Raw genomic sequence first — 23,034 nt, forward strand, 5'->3', positions numbered from 1 at the left:
TCCCGTACGGTGAAAGAATAGAACTGCACGGTGAAAGCGGGAGGGAAATTATGTCCTATGAATATGCAGAAACTTTGTTAAATCGCAGAGGCATTCGGATCGAGTCCATTGCGGACATTGTTTTTCAGCTTCAGCTAAAATATTATCCTCATTTGACGATGGAAGAATGTATAGACAGTGTCAAAGCGGTTTTGCAAAAGCGCGAGGTTCAATATACGTTGCTCACAGGTATTGCGCTTGATGAACTGGCCGAAAAAAAACTTCTCCCCCAGCCATTGCAAGCCATTATGGAGGCTGACGAACCGCTGTACGGAGTGGACGAGACACTGGCTCTTGGAATTACGAGTGTGTACGGTATGATCGGCTTAACCAGTTTTGGTTATCTGGATAAGGAAAAGACGGGGATTATTGAACAGCTGAACCAAAAAGGCAGTGGTATTCATGTGTTTTTAGACGATCTTGTCGCCGGACTGGCTGCCGCTGCTTCTTCGCGCATTGCACATCGGAGCCTCCATGCTAAGCATTATCCTGCATCATTGGACGCTTAATTGACCTGTGTGGACAGAGTTGATGATTTTCTAGGCCCTCCGACGGAACTTGAATGATCAGGAGGGCTTTTGTTGCGGGAAAAAAGTAAGGTATGTTATCATGAGTCTATTATATGGGCTCAAAACTTGAGGCTTAGGGGGTAGAAACAAGGCATGTGGACGGTGATTTATATTGCACCGACGGCCAGACTGGCTGACATGATTAAGCTCAAACTGTCTGAAGAAGGTTTTATGGTGCAGGCCCGGGCCATCAGCGCATCCAAGCAACAGTTTGAGATACTTGTGCCTTCGGGTGAAGTCGAAGAAATACAGGAAGTGCTTAATTCGATTTTGCGCCCTTGAGTCCGGAACGGCGGAAGTGATACAGCAGCATGAGTGGAACAAAGGATGCACGATCGGCGGTAATGTTTTAGTAACAGGCGTTGACGTGTGTATGAACATAATGCTTAGAGGTGCCGCATAGACGGCAGAGGACCTTGTATCGGTTACGGCTGACAAATAAACGGCTGGAGAGGTGTAGTTGTGTTTAAAGATTTATTCCAAAAGAAGCGTAAATACGCGACCATCCCTTCGGAACGGGCGCTGAGCGGCGATCAAGCGGACATGCCGGATCGTCCCAAACGGGAAATTCCCGAAGGTCTTATGACCAAATGTGGCAAGTGCGGAAGTATTCAATACAGCAAAGAACTAGAGAAAAATTTGAAAGTGTGTCCGGTGTGCGGATACCATATGCGTTTGAATGCAATGGATCGCATTCGCATGGTGCTCGACGAAGACACATTTACGGAATATGATGCAGATATGATTTCGGTTGACCCGCTGGACTTTCCGGGATATGCGAGCAAGCTGGAGCAACAGACCCTGAAATCTGGCTTGCGAGAGGCTGTCGTTACAGGCGACGGCCTTATTTATGGACATCCTGTTGTCGTTGCTGTGATGAGCTTTGACTTTTTTACCGGCAGTATGGGTTCGGTCGTAGGAGAGAAAATTACCCGCGCCATTGAGCAAGCAATAGACAAGCGTCTGCCGCTAATTATTTTCTCAACTTCTGGCGGGGCACGTATGCAGGAAAGTATTTTAAGCTTGATGCAGATGGCCAAAACAAGTGCTGCTCTTGCTCGTCTGGATGAGCAGGGCTTGCTCTATATTTCTGTTATCACCGACCCGACTACAGGCGGAGTATCCGCCAGCTTTGCTACGCTTGGAGATATTAATATTGCGGAGCCAGGAGCTGTATTCGGCTTTGCAGGGCGTATTGTAATTGAACAGACAATCAGACAGAAGTTGCCGGATGATTTTCAAACATCCGAATTTAATTTGCAGCACGGACAATTGGATATGGTTGTACACCGCAAGGAACTGCGTGATACCCTCGGGCAACTGCTTGATCTGCACAGTGTGAAAGGGGTGGAATAGATGGCTGGTGAATTGCCTTATGAAAAGCCCCTGGTCGAGATGCGACAGAAGATCGAAGAACTCAAGCAATTCGGACAGGATAAGCAAATTGATTTTACAGATGAAATCAACCGTCTCGAGGACCGTTATCTCGAGATGGAAGAAGAAATATATTCGAACATTACAGCACCACAAAAAATGCATTTGGCCCGTCATCATCAAAGACCAACGTCTCTTGATCTGATTGAGCAGGTGTTTACGGACTTTATTGAATTACACGGCGACCGCTTGTTTGGAGACGATCTGGCGGTTGTGGGCGGAATTGCCAAGCTAAATGGTATTCCGGTGACCGTCATTGGTCAACAGCGTGGTAAGGATACGAAAGATAACATTGCACGTTTCTTTGGTAGTGCTCATCCGGAAGGATTTCGTAAAGGCTTGCGTCTGATGCAGCAGGCTGATAAATTCAAACGCCCTATTATTACATTCATTGATACGAAGGGCGCTTATCCGGGTAATACAGCAGAGGAGAGAGGTCAATCGGAAGCGATTGCCCGCAACTTGCGGGAGATGGCAAAGCTTTCGGTGCCTGTTATTTGTGTGGTCATCGGCGAGGGTGGAAGCGGCGGTGCGCTTGCGTTTGCAGTTGGTAACCGTGTGCTGATGCTGGAACATGCCATTTATTCGGCCATTTCTCCAAACGGTGCTGCCTCGATTCTATGGAAAGATGCTTCCAAGGCCGATCAGGCAGCTGAAGCCATGAAGATCACGGCTAATGACCTCCTGCGCATGGAAATTATCGAGGATATTGTGCCGGAGCCGAAAGGGGGCGCGCATCGTAACTATGAAGTGACCGCTGCCGCAATCAAGGAGCTATTGGAACGTCATTTGGCAGACCTTACGAATATGAGCTGCGATGAATTGAGGGAAGATCGGTATCAAAAATTCCGAAAAATAGGTCAATACACCTTCTTGAAGTCTTCGGAATCTGAGCCTATGTTGTAATACGCTGTAAACGGGTAACAATAAATATGACGAACTTCCTATACAAATAGGAAAAAGTGTAGTAGATTTAATTGTTGGAAAAAGATATAAAGAGTAGCACCTTTGAAAACGGAGGAAAAACCCAAATGCGCAAAACTAAGATTGTATGTACCATCGGTCCTTCCAGTGAGTCATTGGAAAATGTGAAGAAACTGATTTTGGCTGGTATGAACGTAGCCCGCCTGAATTTCTCTCACGGTGATTTCGAGGAGCATGGCAACCGGATTAAAAACATCCGTCAAGCTTGTAAGGAGCTTAACAAGAACGTTGCTATTTTGCTCGATACGAAGGGGCCGGAAATCCGGACAGGAAAGCTCGAAGTTGAACCTATTGAGCTTGTTCAGGACGAGTTCATTACGCTGACAACGGAAGAAATTCTCGGTACGCAAGATCGTATTTCTATTACGTACAAAGATCTTCCCTCGGACGTGGAGCCCGGCTCCACCATTCTGATCGACGATGGTCTGATCGGACTCACCGTTATTGAAGTATCAGGCACTGAAATCAAATGCCGCATTGTTAATGGCGGAACGATCAAGAGCAAGAAGGGCGTTAACGTTCCAGGCGTCGCTATTTCTTTGCCTGGTATTACGGAAAAAGATGCTAATGATATCATTTTCGGTATTGAGCAGGACATTGATTTCATCGCGGCTTCTTTTGTTCGTAAAGCAAGTGATGTGCTGGAAATCCGCGAATTGCTGGCGAAACACAACGCAAGTCATATTCAAATCATCTCCAAAATAGAAAATCAGCAAGGTGTTGACAACCTGGATGAAATTTTGGAAGCTTCGGATGGCCTGATGGTTGCTCGTGGTGACCTCGGTGTGGAAATTCCTGCTGAAGAAGTGCCTCTGGCGCAAAAATTGATGATTAACAAATGTAATGTAGCTGGCAAGCCTGTTATTACGGCAACACAAATGCTGGATTCCATGCAACGTAACCCGCGTCCGACTCGTGCGGAAGCAAGTGACGTGGCGAATGCTATTTTTGACGGAACAGACGCAATTATGCTGTCCGGCGAAACAGCTGCGGGTAAATATCCGGTAGAATCCGTATTGACGATGTCACGTATTGCAGAAAAAGCTGAGTCTTCTCTGAACTACCGTGATTTGTTCAAGAAACAAAGAACGGCTCAAGAAATTAGTATTACAGAAGCAATCAGTCAATCTGTTTCTATTTCTGCACTTGACCTGCATGCCAAAGCGATCCTGACGTCCACACAAAGCGGAACAACGGCGCGTATGATTTCTAAATACCGTCCTGAAGCTCCGATTGTTGCTGTTACAACACAGGAAAGAACAGTTCGCCGTTTGGCTCTGATCTGGGGCGTACATGCAGTACAAGGCAGACCAGTCGTTGACACAACAGATAGTCTGTTTGACAATGCGCTGGAAGGCGGTCGCAAATCTGGCCTCGTTAAAGAGGGCGATTTGGTTGTGATTACTGCGGGCGTACCTCTTGGTGATTCCGGTTCTACGAACCTGATCAAAATTAGCTGCGTTCCAGCACAAGCGTAATTAAAGTCTCGAAATAATACCGAGGCTGTATGTGTTCGTTACAACAAGCAAAAGAGCATTCAAGTCAATAAGACTTGGATGCTCTTTTTTTATGTTCTCTAGCTTTTCATTTCCAGTCCTTCTCGTCGTATGAAATCAAGGAATGCCTGTTGCGTCAAGTTCATGTGTGTATCTTGTTGGTACACGATGTTTATTTGATAATGACTCCTTTTGTTATCAGCCTCGGGATAAGGAAGCCATTCCACCGAGGGAACAGCATTTTCATTATTATCGACTCCACTTGCAGGAAAGAAGGCAAGCGCTTCTCCGCCGCTTACGACTTGCTTTACCGCTTCCCAAGAGTTGATTTCCAGATGAGGCTTAACTAGCGAGGAATACTGATCTACAACTGATGAACCGCTATATTTTACCCATGTGTGCTTGTCCAGCATATCGGGTCCATCGAACTCCTCTGATATGGATGCAGGTGCAAGTGCAGATGCAGAACGGATAACTCCTACTTGATCTGAAGCCACTGGCTCTGCCACCGTATACTCTGAAAGAGAATCTCTATCGTCGAGAAAAGCAAAATCAATTTCTCCCTGTTTCAGTAGCTGCTTAATGGCATCCGGGGATTGAATCTCCAACTGAATACGACAATCTGGATATCGTTGAGCAAACTTAGCCATCAAAGTGGGGAGGAGATACGTACCTGATATCGACTCTGCACTCAGATGTAATTGACCCTGTGACTCTTCTGTCAGTTCATCTACAGCTTGTCTAGCTTCTTGCTCCAGAGAGATGATCTGCTTTGCGTAAGGTAATAATTTTTTTCCAGCTTCCGTTAGCATAATCCTGCCTTGTTGAAGAGAGAATAGGGAAACACCCATTTCCTTTTCCAGGCTTTTCATATGAAAGCTGACGGTAGGTTGTTTGACTTGCAAAGCTTCGGCCACATCCGTCGCCTTATGGAATTTGTCGATCAGCATCAAGATACGCAATTTTAGAATATTCATGGAATCCAGCAGCTCTCCTTATATGTTTATTCATATGTGAATTTCAAACTATAGATTAATTATATACCGAAAAATAATTTATCTATCAATATTTTATATTTGTTTTACAAAACCACGTCGTTCGTCTAACATTCCAGGCCTACAATGTAAAAGTGTTGATGGTCATAAATAAAAAACCGTCACTTAACTAAGGGGAGGACAATAAAAAATGTTGAAAAAATGGCCGTTCATTCTGATGACTCTCACCATGGTATTTGCACTTGCAGCTTGCGGATCAGGTAACAATGCTGCACCACAAGGAGAAGCTGCTACAGGAACAGACAATAAAGCAGCTGCTGAACTGACAGGAAATATTCTGGCTGTTGGCTCCACTGCACTTCAACCATTGGTAGAGCAAGCGGGACAAAAATTTATGGCTGTCGATAAATATAAAGGCATTGCAGTTCAAGTACAGGGCGGCGGTAGCGGTACTGGCTTGACTCAAGTTTCCGGCGGACAAGCGGACATCGGTAACTCCGACGTGTTTGCAAAAGAAAAACTGGAGAGCGGCGCAGATGAACTGGTCGATCACCAAGTAGCTGTTGTAGCCATGTCAGCGGTAGCGAATCCTAAAGTAGGCGTTACAGACCTGAAAAAAGATCAATTGGTACAAATCTTTACAGGTAAAATCACGAACTGGAAAGAAGTTGGCGGTGCAGATCAAAAAATCGTTATCGTAAACCGTCCAAGCAGCTCCGGTACTCGTGCAACATTTGAAAAATACGCATTGGGACAAAAAACGGAAGATCTGCCGGGCTCCATTCAAGAAGATTCCTCCGGTACTGTGAAAAAGCTGATTGCTGAAACACCGGGTGCGATTGGTTATCTGGCTCTGTCCTACATCGACAACACAGTAACTACTTTGAAATATGATGGCGTTGAAGCTAACGTTGAAAATGTAGAACAAGGTAAATATCCAGTATGGGCTTACGAGCATATGTACACTAAAGGTGAGCCAAAAGAGCATGTGAAAGCATTCCTTGACTACATTCTGTCAGATGAAATCCAAAAAACGGATGTCGTAGACTTGGGATACATTCCAGTAGCAGGTATGCAAGTGAAACGTGATGCTGACGGTAATATCACGAAATAAGGAGAGTCACACCTCCTGTTCGATGAACGCAGCTAACGCGAGTATATTCACGAAGAAGAGGCGGACTAGCGTCCTGCCTCTATTCTTCGGTTAAAGGAGTTACAGTATGGAACCAATTGAAGGGAAGGCATACATGGAACAGAATAAACGATCCCGAGTTATGAAAGAAAGACATTACTGGGAAGAATGGACCGGCCGCATATATACGTCGGTTTGTGTCGTTTTTTTAGTTGCAGTCATTGTCTCCATCGTATATTTTGTTGCCTCCAAAGGTGTAGCTACATTTGCGGTGAATGGAGTCAGTCTGCGAGAGTTTTTCTTTGGAACCAAATGGAGCCCGGATGGCGAGCCTAAGTCCTTCGGAGCGCTTCCGTTTATTACGGGTTCTTTTGCAGTAACCATACTGGCGGCTTTAATTGCCAGTCCGCTCAGCTTATGTGCGGCTTTATTTATGACGGAAATCGTGCCGAAATCAGGTAAACGTATCCTTCAACCCGCGATTGAATTATTATCTGGTATTCCGTCGGTTGTATATGGCTTTGTCGGCTTGACCGTCATCGTCCCGCTGCTGCGGAACGTGTTTGGAGGACAAGGCATTGGCATTCTGGCAGGCTGCCTAGTGTTGTCAGTCATGATTTTGCCGACGATTACGAGTATTATGGCGGATGCATTGTCTTCCTTACCGGGGGGGCTGCGTGAATCCTCTTATGCTTTGGGTGCTACCCGCTGGCAGACAATTGCCCGTGTTATTATTCCGACGCTGCTGCCTGCTCTTTTAACAGGAATTATTCTCGGTATGGCTCGTGCCTTCGGAGAAGCGTTGGCTGTACAGATGGTAATCGGGAATGCTCCGCACATACCGCATTCCTTGCTGGAATCCGCTTCGACCTTGACCAGCGTCATTACGCTTAGCATGGGGAATACAGCGATGGGCTCCGTTCATAACAATGCTCTCTGGAGCATGGCGCTTGTTCTTCTGCTCATGACATTCATTTTCGTGCTGCTGGTAAGGCTGCTTGAAAGGAGAAACCGGGTTTGATGAAAGCTAAAACGACCGACAAGATCGCTACATTTGTAATCTGTTTCTTCGCCTTGTTCATTGTTGCGCTTTTGGTGGGATTACTGGGCTTCATTTTGGCCCGCGGAGTCAGTCATATTTCTTTTGACTTTTTAACCAGTGCTCCCCAAACATTACGTGCAGGCGGTGGCATTGGCCCACAACTATTTAATTCCGTATTTTTGTTAATCTTAACTTTGATTATCACCATTCCGATTGGCTGGGGCGCAGGTATTTACATGGCGCAATATGCAAAGCCGGGGAAAATTACGGACTTTATACGACTTGTCGTCGAAGTATTGTCCTCCTTCCCGTCTATCGTCATCGGATTGTTTGGACTACTACTTATCGTAAATACGTTTGATTTTGGCTTTTCCCTCTTATCAGGAGCCTTGGCTTTGGCCGTATTCAACCTGCCGCTGATGGTTCGCACAACTGAGCAGGCTTTCCGAGCTGTGCCGAAGGAGCAAAAGGAAGCTGGACTCGCGCTTGGATTATCCAAGTGGAAAATCATCACCTCCATTTTGTTGCCAGCTGCGCTGCCAAGCTTGATTACGGGTACGATTTTGGCCGCAGGCCGTATTTTCGGGGAAGCCGCCGCACTGCTGTTTACAGCAGGGATGAGTACGCCGCCGCTTGATTTTACCGATTGGAATCCATTGCATGCCAGATCGCCTATTAACCCGATGCGACCTGCTGAAACATTGGCTGTTCATATTTGGAAGGTCAACAGTGAGGGGATTGCTCCTGACTCCAAAGATATTGCTGCAGGCGCTTCTGCCGTACTGGTGCTGCTTGTGCTTGCATTCAACTTGAGTGCAAGATGGTTCGGAAGAGTTGTATACCGCCGTCTGACAGCTGCCAAACGTATGGATTAGAAAGGGGATGGAGAACAATGGAACATGTGATTACGCGAACGGCAAAAACCGCCGCACCAGCAACATCCGTTCAGTCTACGCGTTCGGAACAGCTTGCGGGGCAACCGCCGCATCCGTTCAGTACTGAGGATTTGAGTATTTATTATGGCAGCTTTGAGGCTGTGAAAAAAGTGAATCTGGCCTTTCCCGAGCAGACAGTGACTGCCCTGATCGGGCCTTCCGGCTGCGGTAAATCGACCTTTTTGCGCTCCCTTAATCGGATGAATGATGAGATTGCATCTTCCTCTACAACGGGTCACATCTGGATGGATGGACAGGATTTGACAGCACCGGAAACGGACGTGATCAAGCTGCGTCAGCAAATTGGCATGGTGTGGCAGCGTCCCAACCCTTTTTACAAATCTATTTACAATAATATCGCCTTCGGTCCCAAATACCGTGGGGTGCGCAAGAAGAAACAGCTTGATGAAATCGTCGAAAGCAGCCTGCGTAAAGCAGCATTATGGGATGAGGTCAAGGATCGCCTTCATGACTCCGCTCTGGCGCTGTCTGGCGGGCAACAGCAGCGGCTTTGCATTGCACGTGCACTATCCGTTCAACCGAAAATTCTATTGCTTGACGAGCCAGCCTCCGCGCTGGACCCTGTGTCTACAGGCAAGGTAGAAGAGCTCATTACCGAATTAAAAAAAGAACTGCGCATCGTTATTGTGACGCACAATATGCAGCAGGCTGCACGAATTTCCGATTATACTGCTTATTTTTATATCGGAAGTCTGGTTGAACATGGGAAAACGAACGATATTTTCACGAATCCTGAAAATGAGCTGACTCAGGAGTACATCATGGGTCGATTTGGTTAAGCGATGTTGCTCATCGACCTACTATATATTAGCTGCACGTAAAATCCTCTTACTAATCCAGCATTAGTAAGAGGATTTTTATTGTTTTCAACGTTTTGTAACTTTTTTAATCTATTAGTAAATTAAAATATATTGATCGTTTGGATATATTTTCATATAATACAACTAACTATTTATCATGCATAAATAGTGGTTCAGTTCCCTTCGCTATCAAAAAGAATCTTCAGCAAGAATATATAGGGTTAAACTGAACGCAATTACCCAACTCAAAATAAGGGAGAGGTTCAAATGAAGAAGAAGATGTGTCCAACCGTAAAGATGATAGCGCTCTCAAGTTTGGCGATTACAGTAACGTCAGGACTCCTAAGTCCCTCATGGGCTGCGGCACAGGAGATGGTGCCGGCTACATATGATTCAGGACGTGAATCGGCGACTGCTTCTTATGAGCTTACCACAGATTCAGCTGTGGGACGGGACGTTTATGGTGACGGTGTAAATTCAGGTGTTTTGGATCGTGAGCAATTATTTGGGCTGTCGGCTGTGACGAAGCCAACCGCTGTTGTGAATACAGACAGCCTCCTGAACAAAATGCGCGACTTTAGCAAGTTCTCTACGGGGAATACATCCAAGGATACTACACTTGCCTTAAATATTGTATCCTGGCAATTACCACATGGCGGATTCTTCAAAGCTATGGAAAAGAATTATAAATCCAAATGGGATGGCAAAACTGCACGCTCCACATGGAAGAGCAAGGATGGTGTTGAGCTCGGAACGTTCGATAACGAGGCCACGACAACCGAGATTCGCTTTTTGGCGGATGTATACAAAAAAACAAAAAATAAAGACATTAAGAACAGTGTACAAAAAGCAATTGACTTCGTTTTAACCTCTCAGTATTCCTCCGGTGGCTGGCCGCAAGTATACCCTAAACGTGGTAATTATTCCGATGCTGTAACTTATAATGATGATGCGATGGTTAGAGTTATGGTTTTGGCTGACGATATTGTGAACAAGAAGCAGCCGTTTGATAGCGATATTTTGGACGATGCATCTCGCTCCAGACTTCAGCAAGCACTAAACAAAGGTATCCAGTACACAATTAAGTCTCAAATTGTAAATAATGGTACACCGACAATCTGGGGTGCACAGCACGATCCGGCTACTTATGCATCTGTTGAAGCCCGGGCATTTGAGCTACCTTCCAAAACAACTACGGAATCAGTAGGCATTACTGCTTTTCTCATGTCCCAGCCGCAAACCGCTGAAGTGAAAAAAGCGGCTCAGAGCGCTTTGAAATGGTTCGACGCGAACCGAATCGACGGTATCAAATACAATCGTCAAGGTCCGGAGTTTTTCCAAAAGGATGCATCGAGCGTAATGTGGTATCGTTTCTATAATGTGGAAGACAATAAGTATTTCTTTTCAGACCGGGATGGCAAAAAGTATACCGACATCATGAAAATTAGTGAGGAAAGACGACTTGGTTACGCCTGGGCGGGAAGCCAGGCTAAGAGTTTGCTTAAGCTGGCTTCGGATAGCGGATATTATAAACTGTCCAAGCCGTTGCCACAATAATAAAGGCATTATTATATATGATTTGCGAGGGTGGACCGGTCGGTCTGCCCTCTTTTTGTTCCTGGGCTGTAAATATGGTTTAATGGAGAGAGGGCAAAATAGAGATAAAGATGCACAAAGATAGGAGAGCTTGTATGACTCAAGAGGAGAAACAAACGGAATTACGCTGGTATGGCGCACCGCTACGTGTCCGTTATCAGGAAAGCGACCAGATGGGGGTCGTATATCATGCAAATTATTTGAACTGGTTTGAGATCGGGCGTACCGAAATGATCCGGCAGGCGGGCTTTAACTATCGGAGCATGGAGGAACGAGGAGTCTTGCTGCCAGTTATTGAAATCAATGCGAAATATGCGAGTCCTGCTCGATATGATGATTTAATTACCATTTATACGGCAATTACGGACTTCTCTAGGCTACGTCTAAACTATACCTATGAGGTTCGACGGGTAACGGACGATGAGCATCAAAGGTATCTGGGAAAGGTATGGACCCAGGCAGACACGCTACCGGGAGAACTGCTTGTCACAGGGATGACACGTCATGTATGGTTGAACACCGAATGGAAGCCTGTTCGACTAGATCAGGCGCTACCTGAGCTGTACACTGCATTAAGGTTTGCTTTTACAGGCGGGGAGGGGCAGAAGTCATGATGATGCGTAAACGTCTATGGCTGTTGCTGCTGCTCATTCCTTTGGCGGAGCTGTACGGGTTTATATGGGTAAGTCATTGGATTGGAGCGGGCAAAACGATTTTACTCATCATTCTGACGACCCTAATCGGGGCTGCCATGATGCAATTTGAAGGTCGTAAGGTGATTGCCGATGCGAAAAATGAAATGAACCGGGGGCAAATGCCCGGCCGTAAAATGCTGGATGGATTATGTGTCTTTTTCGGTGGGAGCTTGCTGCTTATCCCCGGATTTTTAACAGATATTATTGGTTTTACGTTGGTATTCCCTTTAACACGAGCGTTGTACCGCCGCTTTTTATTGAAGTGGCTGGAGAAAAAAATGAAAAACGGCAGTATTACGTTTCGGCGATTTTGACGTGAGCTGCCGTTTTTCCTATCCATGATCTAGCGGACTCTTCCAGCGAGAATATAGTTGCGCAAGTCCTGAATGACATTCGCACGATTCAGTGCATCAACGACAATTAGTGATACAGGTCCGATAATCAATCCTAAAACGCCAAATAGCTTGAGCCCGATGAACATACCGATGAGGGTGGGAAGCGGGTTCAAGCCCACGCTGCTGGCCAGCACCTTAGGCTCCACGATCTGTCGTCCAATCAACAGGATGATATAAAGGATCGACAATCCTACCCCTAGTGCCAAATTACCAGACATATACGCATACAGTATCCACGGAATCATCACAATGCCAACCCCCAAATAAGGTAGCAAGTCCACTAGCCCGATCATCAAACCGATGGTAAAGGCGGATTCCACACGCAATATGAACAGCCCAACAATGACTGTTAATGCCGTAATGGAGATGATAATAAACTGTGCACGCAAATAGCCGTACAGTGCTTTACGCAGATCGTGCCATATATCCGACAATGGTTTGCGAATCGTATCAGGAACCGTATTTGAGAGCATCCGACTATGTCGGTCCCAGTCCTTACTAATAAAAAAGGCTGCTAATACAATAACCATTAGAACTGCTCCCATATTAGGCAGAGAGGTTAGCAAGTTCAAAACTCCATTAAAAAATTGAGCGACTAGCGTAGTGACAGCCGAACTCACGGTTTGAGTTGTCTTATCAATATTACTGTTAATGGTATGTTGGTAATCCGGATTATCCCGGATAAAATGGTTAATTTCAATAATTACATTTTGAATCAAATCGCTTTGTGTCCAATCGATAAACAGACTTTTAAAACGCTCAATATGTCCGTCGAAAGTCATGGCCAACTTTATAACTTCTCGGACCATGCGGGTGATTGCCGCAGAAAGGATAATTGCAATTCCACCTAAATATACAAATAATGAGACCGTGACAGCCGTCCAACGTGGCATACGGGCTTTGTTACGCAGAAAACTAACCAGTGGATTCATGGCATAAGCCACAAGCCAGGCGAATAGGAAAGGATAGATGAGAGGGAAAAGCGCATATATGCCCAGTAACAGAGCTACAATCACGATTGCCACCCATAGAGCACGAAATATGCGATTCAGGATTAATCGGCTCAAGCTCTCACGGCTCCTTTCTTTTACGATAGTTTTTCATAAAATAAATGCTCTACTATACATATGCGGGAAAGGGGGGAGACAAGACCTATGTAAAAAAGTGCAAATAAATCAATATTTTTTGTAAGGGGTTTCAAAAAATTCTTTATGGAAGCGATAAAACATTTGAATGTGTTGGAATAGCCCTCAATGTTCACATAAACGACAAAATCCAGTATAGTGAAAGAAGGTTTAAATATTGACATATGGCGTTAACATTACTCAGCTATTTAAAAGACATATCTTACTTTTGAAAATGTTTACATTGCAAGTCCGTTCACAATGTTTTTACAAAGGAGAGATGTAACGATGACAGCGACTAAAGGTCTGGAAGGGATCGTAGCGACCACTTCCTCCATAAGCTCTATCGTAGATGGCGTTCTCACGTACCGGGGTTATAACATTGATGATTTGGCTGTTAACGCCGATTTTGAAGAGGTAGCTTATTTGTTGTGGTTTGGAAAATTACCTGATAAAGAGCAATTGCAGGAGCTTCGCAACCAGTTAAGCGATTACGCTGCTATTCCGGATGAAATTGTTACTCAATTAAAGTTATACCCGAAAAATTTGAGCACGATGGCTGCCTTGAGGTCAGCCGTATCGTCTCTCGCTTTGTATGACCCAGAGGCGGATGATATGTCGAGAGAGTCTAATGTGACTAAAACCGTCAAGCTTCAGGCGCAATTGCCCACCATTGTGGCAGCGATAGCACGTATACGAGAGGGCTTGGAGCCGATTGCGCCTAAAAAAGGTATTTCCATCGCTGAAAACTTTTTGTATCAGCTGACTGGCAAGGATCCAGAGGAGACGGCTATTAAAGCGTTCAATCAGGCTCTCGTGCTGCACGCCGATCATGAATTAAATGCTTCTACCTTTGCTGCGCGTGTAACGGTAGCCACATTGTCGGATATTTATTCTGGAATCACGTCTGCAATTGGAGCTTTAAAAGGACCACTACATGGTGGGGCCAATGAGGCTGTGGCCAAAACGCTGGAGGAGATTGGTGGTTTGGATCAGGTGGACTCCTATATTCAGGCGAAACTGGATAACCGCGAAAAAATTATGGGCTTTGGACACCGAGTCTATAAAAACGGTGATCCGCGTGCCAAGCACTTGCACAAAATGTCCCGCGAGCTGGGGGAAATGAACGGTGACACAACGTTGTTTGATATGTCAGTTCGAATTGAAGGAATTGTAACAGGGCAAAAAGGCTTGAAGCCCAATGTGGATTTTTATTCTGCCTCTGTGTATACCCAACTGGGTATCAAGAGAGACCTGTTTACACCTATTTTTGCTGTGAGTCGTGTATCTGGATGGACCGCACACATTTTAGAGCAGTATGAAAATAACCGCCTGATTCGTCCTCGCGCCGAATATACAGGTCCAATGGATCAAAAATATGTATCACCAGAGTTGCGCTAACCCTTTGTCGAAGGAAGATTGAGGTTGTATACCCTGAATTTAAAAAATAAGGTACAATAGAGGGGACGACGAGAGATGTACGTTTTTGTCTGTGATAAAGATCATGTCTTTCGTCCTGTACCCATTCATATCTGAGGAGGAAAAGGAACTTATGGCGAAATTTGAAAAGTTTGAGCTCCCAACTGAAGGCGAAAAAATTACGATTGATAACGGTCAACTACAGGTTCCGAACCATCCGGTAATTCCGTTTATCGAAGGTGACGGCACGGGTCGCGACATCTGGAAAGCTTCCAAACGCGTACTGGACGCAGCTGTAGAAAAAGCATATAACGGCAGCAAAAAGATTGCCTGGTATGAAGTATTCGCTGGTGAGAAAGCTTTCAATACATACGGCGAATGGCTCCCTAACGATACTTTGGAAGCCATCCGTGAGTATATTGTAGCCATCAAAGGACCACTTACGACACCTATTGGCGGTGGTATCCGTTCGTTGAATGTGGCATTGCGTCAAGAACTGGATTTATACGTATGTCTGCGTCCTGTTCGTTATTTTAACGGTGTTCCTTCTCCAGTGAAACGTCCTGAATTGGTAGACATGGTTATTTTCCGTGAGAACACAGAAGATATTTACGCGGGGATCGAGTATGCTGAAGGGTCTGAAGACGTGAAAAAGGTTATTCAGTTCCTCCAACAAGAGCTGGGTGTGAACAAAATCCGTTTCCCTGAAACCTCTGGTATTGGCATTAAGCCAGTTTCTTCCGAGGGTTCAAAGCGTCTGGTGCGGGCTGCCATTCAGTATGCTGTTGACCACGGACGCAAGAGTGTAACGCTCGTACACAAAGGTAACATTATGAAATTTACCGAGGGTGCCTTCAAAAACTGGGGTTATGAAGTGGCTGAGGAAGAATTTGCAGATAAAGTATTTACTTGGGCCCAATATGATGTAATCAAGGAAAAAGACGGTGAGGATGCGGCGAATGCAGCTCAAAAAGCAGCTGAAGATGCAGGCAAAATCATTATCAAGGATGCGATTGCTGATATTGCACTTCAGCAAGTACTGACTCGTCCTTCTGAATTTGATGTGATTGCTACGCTCAACCTGAACGGGGACTATCTGTCCGATGCTCTTGCTGCCCAAGTTGGTGGAATTGGTATTGCGCCAGGTGCGAACATTAACTATGTAACAGGGCATGCTATCTTTGAAGCTACACATGGTACAGCTCCAAAATACGCCGACAAAGACGTAGTGAACCCTGGTTCCGTAATTCTGTCGGGCGTAATGTTGCTTGAACACTTGGGTTGGCAAGAAGCGGCTGACCTGATTTACAAAGGGCTGGAGACGTCCATTAATAAGAAGATTGTAACTTATGACTTTGCTCGTCTGATGGATGGTGCTACACAAGTGAAATGCTCCGAGTTCGCAGATACCATTATTAGTAACCTGTAAGGAAGGGGAATACCACTTGTCCATTCAACGTAAAAAAATATCCATTGTTGGCGCCGGTTTTACCGGTGCCACTACCGCATTGCTGCTGGCTCAAAAGGAGCTAGGTGATATCGTACTCATCGATATTCCGCAACTAGAGAATCCGACCAAAGGCAAGGCGCTTGATATTTTGGAGGCCGGTCCGGTACAGGGATTTGACAGCCAGATCACGGGCACTTCCAATTACGAGGATGCAGCTAACTCGGATATCGTCATTATTACAGCCGGGATTGCACGCAAGCCGGGTATGAGCCGTGATGATTTGGTAAATACGAACGCAGGAATTGTAAAATCCGTTTGTGAGAACGTGAAGAAGTATGCGCCGGATTCTATCGTCATTATTCTGAGTAATCCGGTAGATGCTATGACCTATACTGCCTATCAAACGCTTGGGTTCCCGAAAAATCGGGTTATTGGCCAATCAGGTGTGCTGGATACAGCGCGATATTGTACCTTTATTGCACAAGAACTGAACGTTTCTGTCGAAGACGTGCGCGGCTTCGTTATGGGTGGTCACGGTGATGATATGGTGCCCCTGGTACGCTATTCCAGCGTTGGAGGTATACCTATCGAAACCCTGATTTCGCAGGAACGTATCGAAGCAATCGTACAACGTACACGCGGCGGTGGCGGAGAGATCGTTAATCTGTTGGGTAATGGTAGCGCATATTATGCTCCGGCAGCTTCGCTTGCACAAATGACAGAAGCGATTGTAAAAGATAAAAAACGGATTATTCCGGTCATTGCATACCTGGAGGGAGAGTACGGCTATCAGGATTTATTCCTTGGCGTACCGACACTTCTTGGCGGCAATGGCATCGAAAAAGTGTTCGAGTTGGAATTGACAGCCGAAGAAAAAGCAGCGCTCGATCAATCCGCCGAATCGGTCCGCAGTGTGATTAAAATAGTTACCGTATAGATTCAATTTTCTACTAAGACGGTATACTTTTACTTGAAGAGGTGTCCCCAAGCCATAGTCATGGCCGCTGGACACCTCTTTTACTTTTAAGTAATCTATTCGTTTTCTTCTGTATTCCTTTGCTTTGACCCACTTCCCCGGTATAATAGAGTTCATATGTATTGATAGTTACATGAGGATTTTGCAAAATCCTGACATAGAAAAGCATGTCCCAAAACACTGAAAAGATGGTAGTCATTCGTTGGAATATGATCGTTCTATGGAAAAAAAGTTTGTAAGAAAACAAAGAAATGGAGGTTGTAAAGAATGTTTTTTATTCACATTATTGGATCACTGGCAATGGGTTTTTATTTATTGCTCCCCTTCGTTGTGGGCAAAATCGACAAATTGGCTCCTAGCGTGCAGGAGGGAACGATATCGGCTGTTCAGCTATTGAACCGTTTGGCTCAATTTGCACTGATCCTTGTGCTTGTTAGCGGTATCTATATGATTTTTCCCTGGGGTTCTTATTCGGTAGCATGGATCGTTGTCGTTTTGCTGTTGTTTCTCGCCATTTCTGGTATCGCGGGAGCCATGGGTAAGCCGTTACGGCTGTCGCTGGAAGCGATTCGTAGCCAACAGCCTATTACGCAATACGCTGGCAAAATGCGAATGTTCAGTACGCTGCTTGCCGTCTTCCTGATTTTAATTACGTTTTTAATGGTATACAGCCATATTATTTAATTATGCATTTGGTGAGAGCCTGTAATCGAATGATGACAAATGCTAAATTGAAAAAACGGTCTGTGCTGAATAAGCATAGGTCGTTTTTTTGTGCGCTCAAATAACTACATTTTTCGTTTAACGAATAACTTTGTGTGGTAAATCAGGAGTAGAGTGGATGCAAATGTTGCATCCTAAAAAATATCTGATTTTGAAGGGAGAATGTACAATGCCTAAAAGTAACCAACCTCAGCAAACCTTGCCCCCACAGCATCAGGACCAGCAACCGGGGATTGAGTCCAAAATGTCGCCTGCACCCCAGTTTGAAAAACCAACTTACAAAGCTGCTGGCAAGCTAACAGGTAAAGTTGCACTTATTACTGGTGGAGACAGTGGAATTGGACGGGCTGTAGCTGTCACGTATGCCAAAGAAGGTGCGGACGTAGCTATCATTTACTTGAATGAACACAAGGACGCGGAAGAAACAAAACGTCAGGTAGAGCAGGAGGGACGCAAATGTGTGTTGATTCCTGGCGATATCGGAGATGACCAATTTGCCAAAAAAGCGGTTCAACAGACGGTTCACGAGCTGGGCAAGCTCGACATCGTTGTGAACAATGCGGCAGAGCAGCATCCACAGCAAAAGCTGGAGGATATTACCAAAGAACAGTTGGAGCGTACTTTCCGTACGAATATTTTTGGTATGTTCTTCCTGACGCAAGCAGCATTGCCGCATTTGAAGAAAGGAAGCACTATCGTCAACACAACATCGATTACCGCGTACGCTGGGAACAAGACACTCATTGATTATTCATCGACGAAAGGGGCAATCACATCCTTTACTCGTTCCCTTTCACTCAATTTGGCGGATCAAGGTATTCGGGTGAACGCTGTAGCACCAGGGCCAATCTGGACGCCGTTAATCCCGTCTACATTTGATGCCAAGACGGTCAGCGAGTTTGGAGGAGCACAGCCAATGAAGCGTCCGGGCCAGCCGGAAGAATTGGCGCCAGCCTATGTGTACCTTGCTTCAGACGATTCTTCATATGTAAGCGGGCAGGTTATTCATATCAACGGCGGTGAAGTTATAAACGGATAAGAGGATAAAGGAAAGGCTGGGGGCGTGTTATGCCCTGGCCTTTTTTTCTTTTCACAGTGGAACATAATGAAAGTAGCCTGTAGAATGAGACTTAACCTACATAAAGGATGGGCATATTTTATGAAATCGTTTCGTTTCAGGCTTACCCTGATCATGCTGATTTTGATTGGCGTATCTGTCCTTGCTGCTGGAATCACGATGGGACAAATTTTTAAAAATTCGAATATGAAGGTGCTAGAGGAGAACATGGGACGGGAGATTGACCTTCTTCGGGCTACATTCCCTTTTGTTAATGCAGATGCCCTGTCCAGTACGGATTATGTCTCTTATTATTCTCAAAAGGCGAAAGAAATTGCTCGTCTGACGGAATCGCGGGTGACCTTCATTCGCAAGGACGGGACGGTGGTTGGCGATTCGTTAAGTGATCCTCGTAAGATGGAAAACCACGCATCTCGTGATGAAATACGGCAAGCCACGGCGGAAGGAATCGGTCGGACAATACGCTACAGCGAAACTCTGCAACGAAACATGCTATACGTCGCTGAACCTGTTGTATCGGACAAGGGCTTTGATGGGTATATCCGTTTGTCTATGAGCCTGAAAGCGGTGGAGGAGGGAGTACGGCGTGGCTGGACGGCCATCGGGATTGGTCTTGTGTTGCTGTTTATTGCTGCTGGACTGGTGAGCTATCGTATTGCTCGCAGCCTCACCTCGCCCATTGAACATATTACAGGGGTAGCCAACCGCATATCAGGGCTGGATTATGACGCAAGAGTCGGTGTACAGCGCCGGGATGAGGTAGGGCAACTGGGTGAAGCCATTAATCGTATGGCTGACAGTCTCCAAAACCAAATGAAAACGATACGCGACAATGAGGATCTACTCCAGAGCGTCATGAGTAATATGACAGGCGGAATTCTAATGATTGATGCAAGTGAGTGTATTGCGCTTGTAAACCGTGAGTCTGAGCGAATGCTTGGTGTCGTGGGTAAACGGGTGACGGACAAGCCGTATCATGAGTTGAAAAAGCACTATGAGCTCACAAAGCTAATTGAGGGCAGCATACAAAGCAGAGAGAGGTTGCATGGTGAGGTTCATTTGTACAATCCCGAGGAGAGACTCGTGTTGCTGGACGGTGTCCCGATGTATGAGGATGAAGGCGGATACCGCGGGATGCTGTTCCTTTTACAGGATATTACGGCCATTCGACGGTTGGAAAATATGCGGAGTGAATTTGTGGCTAACGTTTCTCATGAGCTAAAAACACCGATTGCCGCGGTCAAGGGCTTTGCCGAGACGTTACTCGGTGGCGGGGTTAAAGATGAAGAAACGGCCCGCTCATTTTTGCAAATTATATATGATGAAAGCGAACGATTGAATCGGCTGATCGGTGACATTCTGGAGCTATCCAAAATTGAATCCAAGCGTTCTCCGCTGGATTGCTCGCCGGTGCACGTTTCGTCGTTCATAGATTCATTGCTGGAAAAACTGAACAATGTTGCGGCCAAAAAAAGAATTACGCTACACATGGATATCCCGGATGAGTTGTTTATGGAGGCAGATGAAGATAAGCTTCAGCAGATTTTCTTGAACCTTTTGTCTAATGGCATCAACTATACACTTGATGGTGGCAAGGTAAAGATTAAGGTTCTAACGATACAGCGGGAGAATGACACGGAAAAGGTCGTATTTACAGTCAGTGATACAGGTATTGGAATTCCGAAGAAGGACCTGCCACGTATCTTTGAGCGCTTTTACCGGGTGGACAAAGGACGCTCGCGCAACTCTGGCGGAACGGGGCTGGGATTGTCGATCGTCAAACACTTGGTCGATTTGCATCATGGCACCCTTTCGGTGGAAAGTGAGCTTGGATTGGGTACCACGTTTACAGTTGAATTACCACTATTGCAACAGGAAGAATGAACTAGAACATTTTTTACATTCTGTTAACAATGCCGTGATAAAATAAACGGGTGTCGCATGAGTATGAAAAAGGTTTCAGGATTTTGACCAATGCGCCTTTAACAGGTAAACAGGAGATGAAGTTATTTATGGGACAACGCTTGCTGGTTATTGAGGATGAACCAACGCTTGCCAGATTGCTATCCTACAATTTGATACAAGAAGGCTTCGAAGTGGACACGGAGGATCATGGCAGTGCCGGGTTTGAGAAAGCCTCCAGAGAGTCCTACGATTTGATCCTGCTGGATTTGATGTTGCCGGGAATGAACGGACTGGACATTCTGAGCAGACTTCGCCATCAGGGGCTGACGACGCCTATCATTATTTTAACGGCCAAAAACGGTGAAGCAGAGGTTGTTCAAGGGCTGAAGTCGGGTGCGGATGATTACATCACGAAGCCTTTTGGCGTTTCTGAGCTGTTGGCCCGCGTGACGGCTGTGCTGCGAAGAACTTCCGGCGGGGATGAAGGAGTGTTGTCTGATCAGAAAGATAGCTCCAAAATTCAATTGGGCGAGCTGGAGATTTACCCCGAAAAATATGAAGTCATTCTTGGAGGTCAGTCCATCAGCCTCAGACCAAAGGAATTTGAGGTACTTCTTTATTTGTCCCGCAAGCCGGGTGTGGTATTGACCCGAGATGATCTGATGAATGCTGTTTGGGGTTTTGACTACATTGGCGGTCAACGGACCGTGGATGTGCACGTCAGTTCCTTACGTAAAAAGCTGGAGCTAGATCCCGACTCGGTTCATATTGATTCGATCCGTGGAGTGGGGTACAAGCTGGTTGTAAATAAAAAAAGAAGCGCTTCTCATTTATTATAAATGAGGAGCGTTTTTCTTTATCTATGGCAGTGTCCGGCGACTTTTGTGTCCATTTCGTGATTTTACATTTCATTAACAAAACTGATCGCTAGAATCACAAATGACCGATATGATGTTCCCGTCACTCCAAGTAGTTAAAAAAAGGGGACTTCAGAACGATGATAACGGAACCAAAGACCCAGCCGAGTTCCACTGCCGTGATTGAACGTGAAGCATACAAGCCGATTACTACCCATGTGCCATGCCGGGAGGTTCCGATCATTGGTACGGACATGTCTTGTAAAGAACTGTTAGCACTTATGAAAACACAGGAAGATATACCTTGTGTTATTGTTGTGGATAAAAATGATCTTCCACTGGGCATTATTATGAGAGATGCGTACAATCGCCATTTTACGGGCAGATTTGCTGCGGCGTTGTTCTATGACAAGCCTGCGGCCATATTTGCCGACCCCGATACATTAATTGTGGATTTAAAAAGCCGGGCATCGGATATTGTGGAATTGGCGATGTTGCGTGAAGAACAGCGTTTTTACGATTGTGTGTTGATTAAGGAAGGCACACGATTACTCGGCGTACTCACGATTCGTGATATCCTGTCCGTCGTGCAGCGAATGCAAAGAGAAGCGGACGAAGAGCGGGGCGATGTGATTCGGCATAGCTATGACGGAGTCCAGCGTATTCAGCTGACTGTGCTGGATGCAGCTAAAGAGGCCGATGACAGTGTGCGGCTAACCCGCTCAATGAGTGAATTATCCCGCCGTGGCAAAGTAGAATTGGAGGATGTTTTGCTCTCCTATCGTGCGGTCACGGAGCAAATGAAGCGCCAGCATGAGCAGATGACGGCGTTGACCCAATCGCTGAATGACATTGCGGGCATGGCCTCATCCATTCGTGCACTGGCAGATCAAAGCGGACTGCTGGCGATCAATGCGTCCATTGAAGCGGCGCATGCTGGCGAACATGGACGAGGCTTCCAGATTGTGTCTCAGGAGGTGAGGAATATGTCACTCCAGACGAAAGCTTTTTCCACGCAGATTACAGGCTTACTCACCCATATCGAGCAGATGCTGCGTGACACTGCTGAACTGACGGATACGAGTATGCAGCAGATTCATACAGGCTCTCAATATATTTCTGCTGGAACACAAACTTTTGCCAAACTATTGCAGGCTGTCGATGAAATTGAAGCCAAAAACAGCGAAATGTCCCATTCCGCAGAGGAAGCGGCTTTGAATGCAGCCGAAATTGCACAGGAGCTTGAGCTCATGCTAAGTTCTTGATCATTTTACATACCGTTAACAAATCCACCACACTAAATTTACACACAGCTTATATAATCTTCATATTGTGCAAATCAGGTGCAATGCTTGAGGATCATAACTGC

22 protein-coding genes are annotated in these 23,034 nt (G+C 45.7%); 20 read left to right on the forward strand and 2 right to left on the reverse strand.

The annotated features are described in order from the left end of the window. Positions 1 to 50: 50 nt before the first annotated feature. The 5 genes from ACUUJN_RS08365 (at position 51) to pyk (ending at position 4,504) form a co-directional block, all read left to right on the forward strand. Positions 51 to 548 (forward strand): phosphatidylglycerophosphatase A family protein, encoded by a 498-nt coding sequence (locus ACUUJN_RS08365; RefSeq protein WP_023987905.1) that lies wholly within the window; start codon positions 51 to 53, stop codon positions 546 to 548. 153 nt (positions 549 to 701) lie between these two features. Next, complete coding sequence (locus ACUUJN_RS08370) at positions 702 to 890, forward strand: hypothetical protein (protein WP_013309585.1); 189 nt, start codon at positions 702 to 704, stop codon at positions 888 to 890. A gap of 180 nt (positions 891 to 1,070) precedes the next feature. Beyond that, entirely contained in the window at positions 1,071 to 1,964 is an 894-nt protein-coding gene (gene accD / locus ACUUJN_RS08375) for an acetyl-CoA carboxylase, carboxyltransferase subunit beta (RefSeq protein ID WP_013309586.1), read from the forward strand. After that, on the forward strand, positions 1,965 to 2,948 hold the full coding sequence (locus ACUUJN_RS08380) for an acetyl-CoA carboxylase carboxyltransferase subunit alpha (RefSeq protein WP_023987906.1): 984 nt from the start codon (positions 1,965 to 1,967) through the stop codon (positions 2,946 to 2,948). Positions 2,949 to 3,073: 125 nt separating this feature from the next. After that, on the forward strand, positions 3,074 to 4,504 hold the full coding sequence (gene pyk / locus ACUUJN_RS08385) for a pyruvate kinase (protein WP_023987907.1): 1,431 nt from the start codon (positions 3,074 to 3,076) through the stop codon (positions 4,502 to 4,504). 98 nt (positions 4,505 to 4,602) lie between these two features. Here the strand turns inward: pyk and ACUUJN_RS08390 are convergent, their stop codons facing one another. After that, positions 4,603 to 5,499 carry a LysR family transcriptional regulator gene (locus tag ACUUJN_RS08390; RefSeq protein ID WP_160789319.1) on the reverse strand — a complete coding sequence of 299 codons (897 nt, stop codon included), beginning with the start codon at positions 5,497 to 5,499 and terminating at the stop codon, positions 4,603 to 4,605. A 208-nt stretch (positions 5,500 to 5,707) separates the two neighbouring features. Here ACUUJN_RS08390 and ACUUJN_RS08395 point away from each other — a divergent pair, with 208 nt between their 5' ends. From ACUUJN_RS08395 to ACUUJN_RS08425, 7 genes are all read left to right on the forward strand, one after another. Further along, positions 5,708 to 6,631, forward strand: coding sequence for a phosphate ABC transporter substrate-binding protein PstS family protein (locus ACUUJN_RS08395; RefSeq protein ID WP_025722004.1), 924 nt, complete (start codon positions 5,708 to 5,710; stop codon positions 6,629 to 6,631). A gap of 106 nt (positions 6,632 to 6,737) precedes the next feature. Continuing rightward, on the forward strand, positions 6,738 to 7,670 hold the full coding sequence (gene pstC / locus ACUUJN_RS08400) for a phosphate ABC transporter permease subunit PstC (RefSeq protein ID WP_013370343.1): 933 nt from the start codon (positions 6,738 to 6,740) through the stop codon (positions 7,668 to 7,670). Then, entirely contained in the window at positions 7,670 to 8,566 is an 897-nt protein-coding gene (gene pstA, locus ACUUJN_RS08405; RefSeq protein ID WP_023987910.1) for a phosphate ABC transporter permease PstA, read from the forward strand. Before pstC ends, pstA begins: the two co-directional genes overlap by 1 nt. Before the next feature lie 17 nt (positions 8,567 to 8,583). Further along, positions 8,584 to 9,426, forward strand: coding sequence for a phosphate ABC transporter ATP-binding protein PstB (gene pstB, locus ACUUJN_RS08410; RefSeq protein WP_023987911.1), 843 nt, complete (start codon positions 8,584 to 8,586; stop codon positions 9,424 to 9,426). A 288-nt stretch (positions 9,427 to 9,714) separates the two neighbouring features. Next, entirely contained in the window at positions 9,715 to 11,004 is a 1,290-nt protein-coding gene (pelA, locus tag ACUUJN_RS08415; protein WP_028542895.1) for a pectate lyase, read from the forward strand. Positions 11,005 to 11,138: 134 nt separating this feature from the next. Then, complete coding sequence (locus ACUUJN_RS08420) at positions 11,139 to 11,657, forward strand: acyl-CoA thioesterase (RefSeq protein ID WP_023987913.1); 519 nt, start codon at positions 11,139 to 11,141, stop codon at positions 11,655 to 11,657. Then, on the forward strand, positions 11,654 to 12,052 hold the full coding sequence (locus tag ACUUJN_RS08425; protein WP_013309596.1) for an FxsA family protein: 399 nt from the start codon (positions 11,654 to 11,656) through the stop codon (positions 12,050 to 12,052). Before ACUUJN_RS08420 ends, ACUUJN_RS08425 begins: the two co-directional genes overlap by 4 nt. Before the next feature lie 29 nt (positions 12,053 to 12,081). On the opposite strand, the gene ytvI is transcribed toward ACUUJN_RS08425, so the two are convergent. Then, positions 12,082 to 13,200, reverse strand: coding sequence for a sporulation integral membrane protein YtvI (gene ytvI, locus ACUUJN_RS08430; RefSeq protein WP_023987915.1), 1,119 nt, complete (start codon positions 13,198 to 13,200; stop codon positions 12,082 to 12,084). A 345-nt stretch (positions 13,201 to 13,545) separates the two neighbouring features. Here ytvI and citZ point away from each other — a divergent pair, with 345 nt between their 5' ends. From citZ to ACUUJN_RS08470, 8 genes are all read left to right on the forward strand, one after another. After that, positions 13,546 to 14,658, forward strand: a complete 1,113-nt coding sequence (gene citZ, locus ACUUJN_RS08435) for a citrate synthase (protein WP_013309598.1) — start codon at positions 13,546 to 13,548, stop codon at positions 14,656 to 14,658. A 151-nt stretch (positions 14,659 to 14,809) separates the two neighbouring features. Next, the gene (gene icd / locus ACUUJN_RS08440; RefSeq protein ID WP_023987916.1) at positions 14,810 to 16,105 is read left to right on the forward strand and encodes an NADP-dependent isocitrate dehydrogenase; all 1,296 of its coding nucleotides are present in this window, start codon (positions 14,810 to 14,812) and stop codon (positions 16,103 to 16,105) included. Between the two features lie 16 nt (positions 16,106 to 16,121). Beyond that, positions 16,122 to 17,063, forward strand: a complete 942-nt coding sequence (gene mdh, locus ACUUJN_RS08445) for a malate dehydrogenase (RefSeq protein WP_028542892.1) — start codon at positions 16,122 to 16,124, stop codon at positions 17,061 to 17,063. Between the two features lie 306 nt (positions 17,064 to 17,369). Beyond that, positions 17,370 to 17,786, forward strand: coding sequence for a hypothetical protein (locus tag ACUUJN_RS08450; RefSeq protein WP_023987918.1), 417 nt, complete (start codon positions 17,370 to 17,372; stop codon positions 17,784 to 17,786). A gap of 208 nt (positions 17,787 to 17,994) precedes the next feature. Beyond that, positions 17,995 to 18,864 carry an SDR family oxidoreductase gene (locus ACUUJN_RS08455; protein WP_023987919.1) on the forward strand — a complete coding sequence of 290 codons (870 nt, stop codon included), beginning with the start codon at positions 17,995 to 17,997 and terminating at the stop codon, positions 18,862 to 18,864. Between the two features lie 120 nt (positions 18,865 to 18,984). Then, on the forward strand, positions 18,985 to 20,787 hold the full coding sequence (gene pnpS / locus ACUUJN_RS08460) for a two-component system histidine kinase PnpS (RefSeq protein WP_028542891.1): 1,803 nt from the start codon (positions 18,985 to 18,987) through the stop codon (positions 20,785 to 20,787). A gap of 128 nt (positions 20,788 to 20,915) precedes the next feature. Further along, complete coding sequence (locus ACUUJN_RS08465) at positions 20,916 to 21,647, forward strand: response regulator transcription factor (RefSeq protein WP_013309604.1); 732 nt, start codon at positions 20,916 to 20,918, stop codon at positions 21,645 to 21,647. Between the two features lie 158 nt (positions 21,648 to 21,805). Next, positions 21,806 to 22,930, forward strand: a complete 1,125-nt coding sequence (locus tag ACUUJN_RS08470; protein ID WP_484669500.1) for a methyl-accepting chemotaxis protein — start codon at positions 21,806 to 21,808, stop codon at positions 22,928 to 22,930. Positions 22,931 to 23,034: the final 104 nt, after the last annotated feature.

The sequence above is a fragment of the Paenibacillus sp. LRG-1 genome (assembly GCF_057220305.1).

What these genes read in the sequence shown, in the direction of transcription:
- ACUUJN_RS08425 (WP_013309596.1), top strand. Translation starts at nt 11,654, where the DNA reads ATGATGATGCGTAAACGTCTATGGCTGTTGCTGCTGCTCATTCCTTTG.
- pnpS (WP_028542891.1), top strand. Translation starts at nt 18,985, where the DNA reads ATGAAATCGTTTCGTTTCAGGCTTACCCTGATCATGCTGATTTTGATT.
- pyk (WP_023987907.1), top strand. Translation starts at nt 3,074, where the DNA reads ATGCGCAAAACTAAGATTGTATGTACCATCGGTCCTTCCAGTGAGTCA.
- ACUUJN_RS08455 (WP_023987919.1), top strand. Translation starts at nt 17,995, where the DNA reads ATGCCTAAAAGTAACCAACCTCAGCAAACCTTGCCCCCACAGCATCAG.
- icd (WP_023987916.1), top strand. Translation starts at nt 14,810, where the DNA reads ATGGCGAAATTTGAAAAGTTTGAGCTCCCAACTGAAGGCGAAAAAATT.
- ACUUJN_RS08395 (WP_025722004.1), top strand. Translation starts at nt 5,708, where the DNA reads ATGTTGAAAAAATGGCCGTTCATTCTGATGACTCTCACCATGGTATTT.
- ACUUJN_RS08465 (WP_013309604.1), top strand. Translation starts at nt 20,916, where the DNA reads ATGGGACAACGCTTGCTGGTTATTGAGGATGAACCAACGCTTGCCAGA.
- ACUUJN_RS08390 (WP_160789319.1), bottom strand. Translation starts at nt 5,499, where the DNA reads ATGAATATTCTAAAATTGCGTATCTTGATGCTGATCGACAAATTCCAT.
- ACUUJN_RS08370 (WP_013309585.1), top strand. Translation starts at nt 702, where the DNA reads ATGTGGACGGTGATTTATATTGCACCGACGGCCAGACTGGCTGACATG.
- ACUUJN_RS08365 (WP_023987905.1), top strand. Translation starts at nt 51, where the DNA reads ATGTCCTATGAATATGCAGAAACTTTGTTAAATCGCAGAGGCATTCGG.
- pelA (WP_028542895.1), top strand. Translation starts at nt 9,715, where the DNA reads ATGAAGAAGAAGATGTGTCCAACCGTAAAGATGATAGCGCTCTCAAGT.
- pstA (WP_023987910.1), top strand. Translation starts at nt 7,670, where the DNA reads ATGAAAGCTAAAACGACCGACAAGATCGCTACATTTGTAATCTGTTTC.
- ACUUJN_RS08420 (WP_023987913.1), top strand. Translation starts at nt 11,139, where the DNA reads ATGACTCAAGAGGAGAAACAAACGGAATTACGCTGGTATGGCGCACCG.
- ACUUJN_RS08450 (WP_023987918.1), top strand. Translation starts at nt 17,370, where the DNA reads ATGTTTTTTATTCACATTATTGGATCACTGGCAATGGGTTTTTATTTA.
- ACUUJN_RS08470 (WP_484669500.1), top strand. Translation starts at nt 21,806, where the DNA reads ATGATAACGGAACCAAAGACCCAGCCGAGTTCCACTGCCGTGATTGAA.
- pstB (WP_023987911.1), top strand. Translation starts at nt 8,584, where the DNA reads ATGGAACATGTGATTACGCGAACGGCAAAAACCGCCGCACCAGCAACA.
- citZ (WP_013309598.1), top strand. Translation starts at nt 13,546, where the DNA reads ATGACAGCGACTAAAGGTCTGGAAGGGATCGTAGCGACCACTTCCTCC.
- pstC (WP_013370343.1), top strand. Translation starts at nt 6,738, where the DNA reads ATGGAACCAATTGAAGGGAAGGCATACATGGAACAGAATAAACGATCC.
- ACUUJN_RS08380 (WP_023987906.1), top strand. Translation starts at nt 1,965, where the DNA reads ATGGCTGGTGAATTGCCTTATGAAAAGCCCCTGGTCGAGATGCGACAG.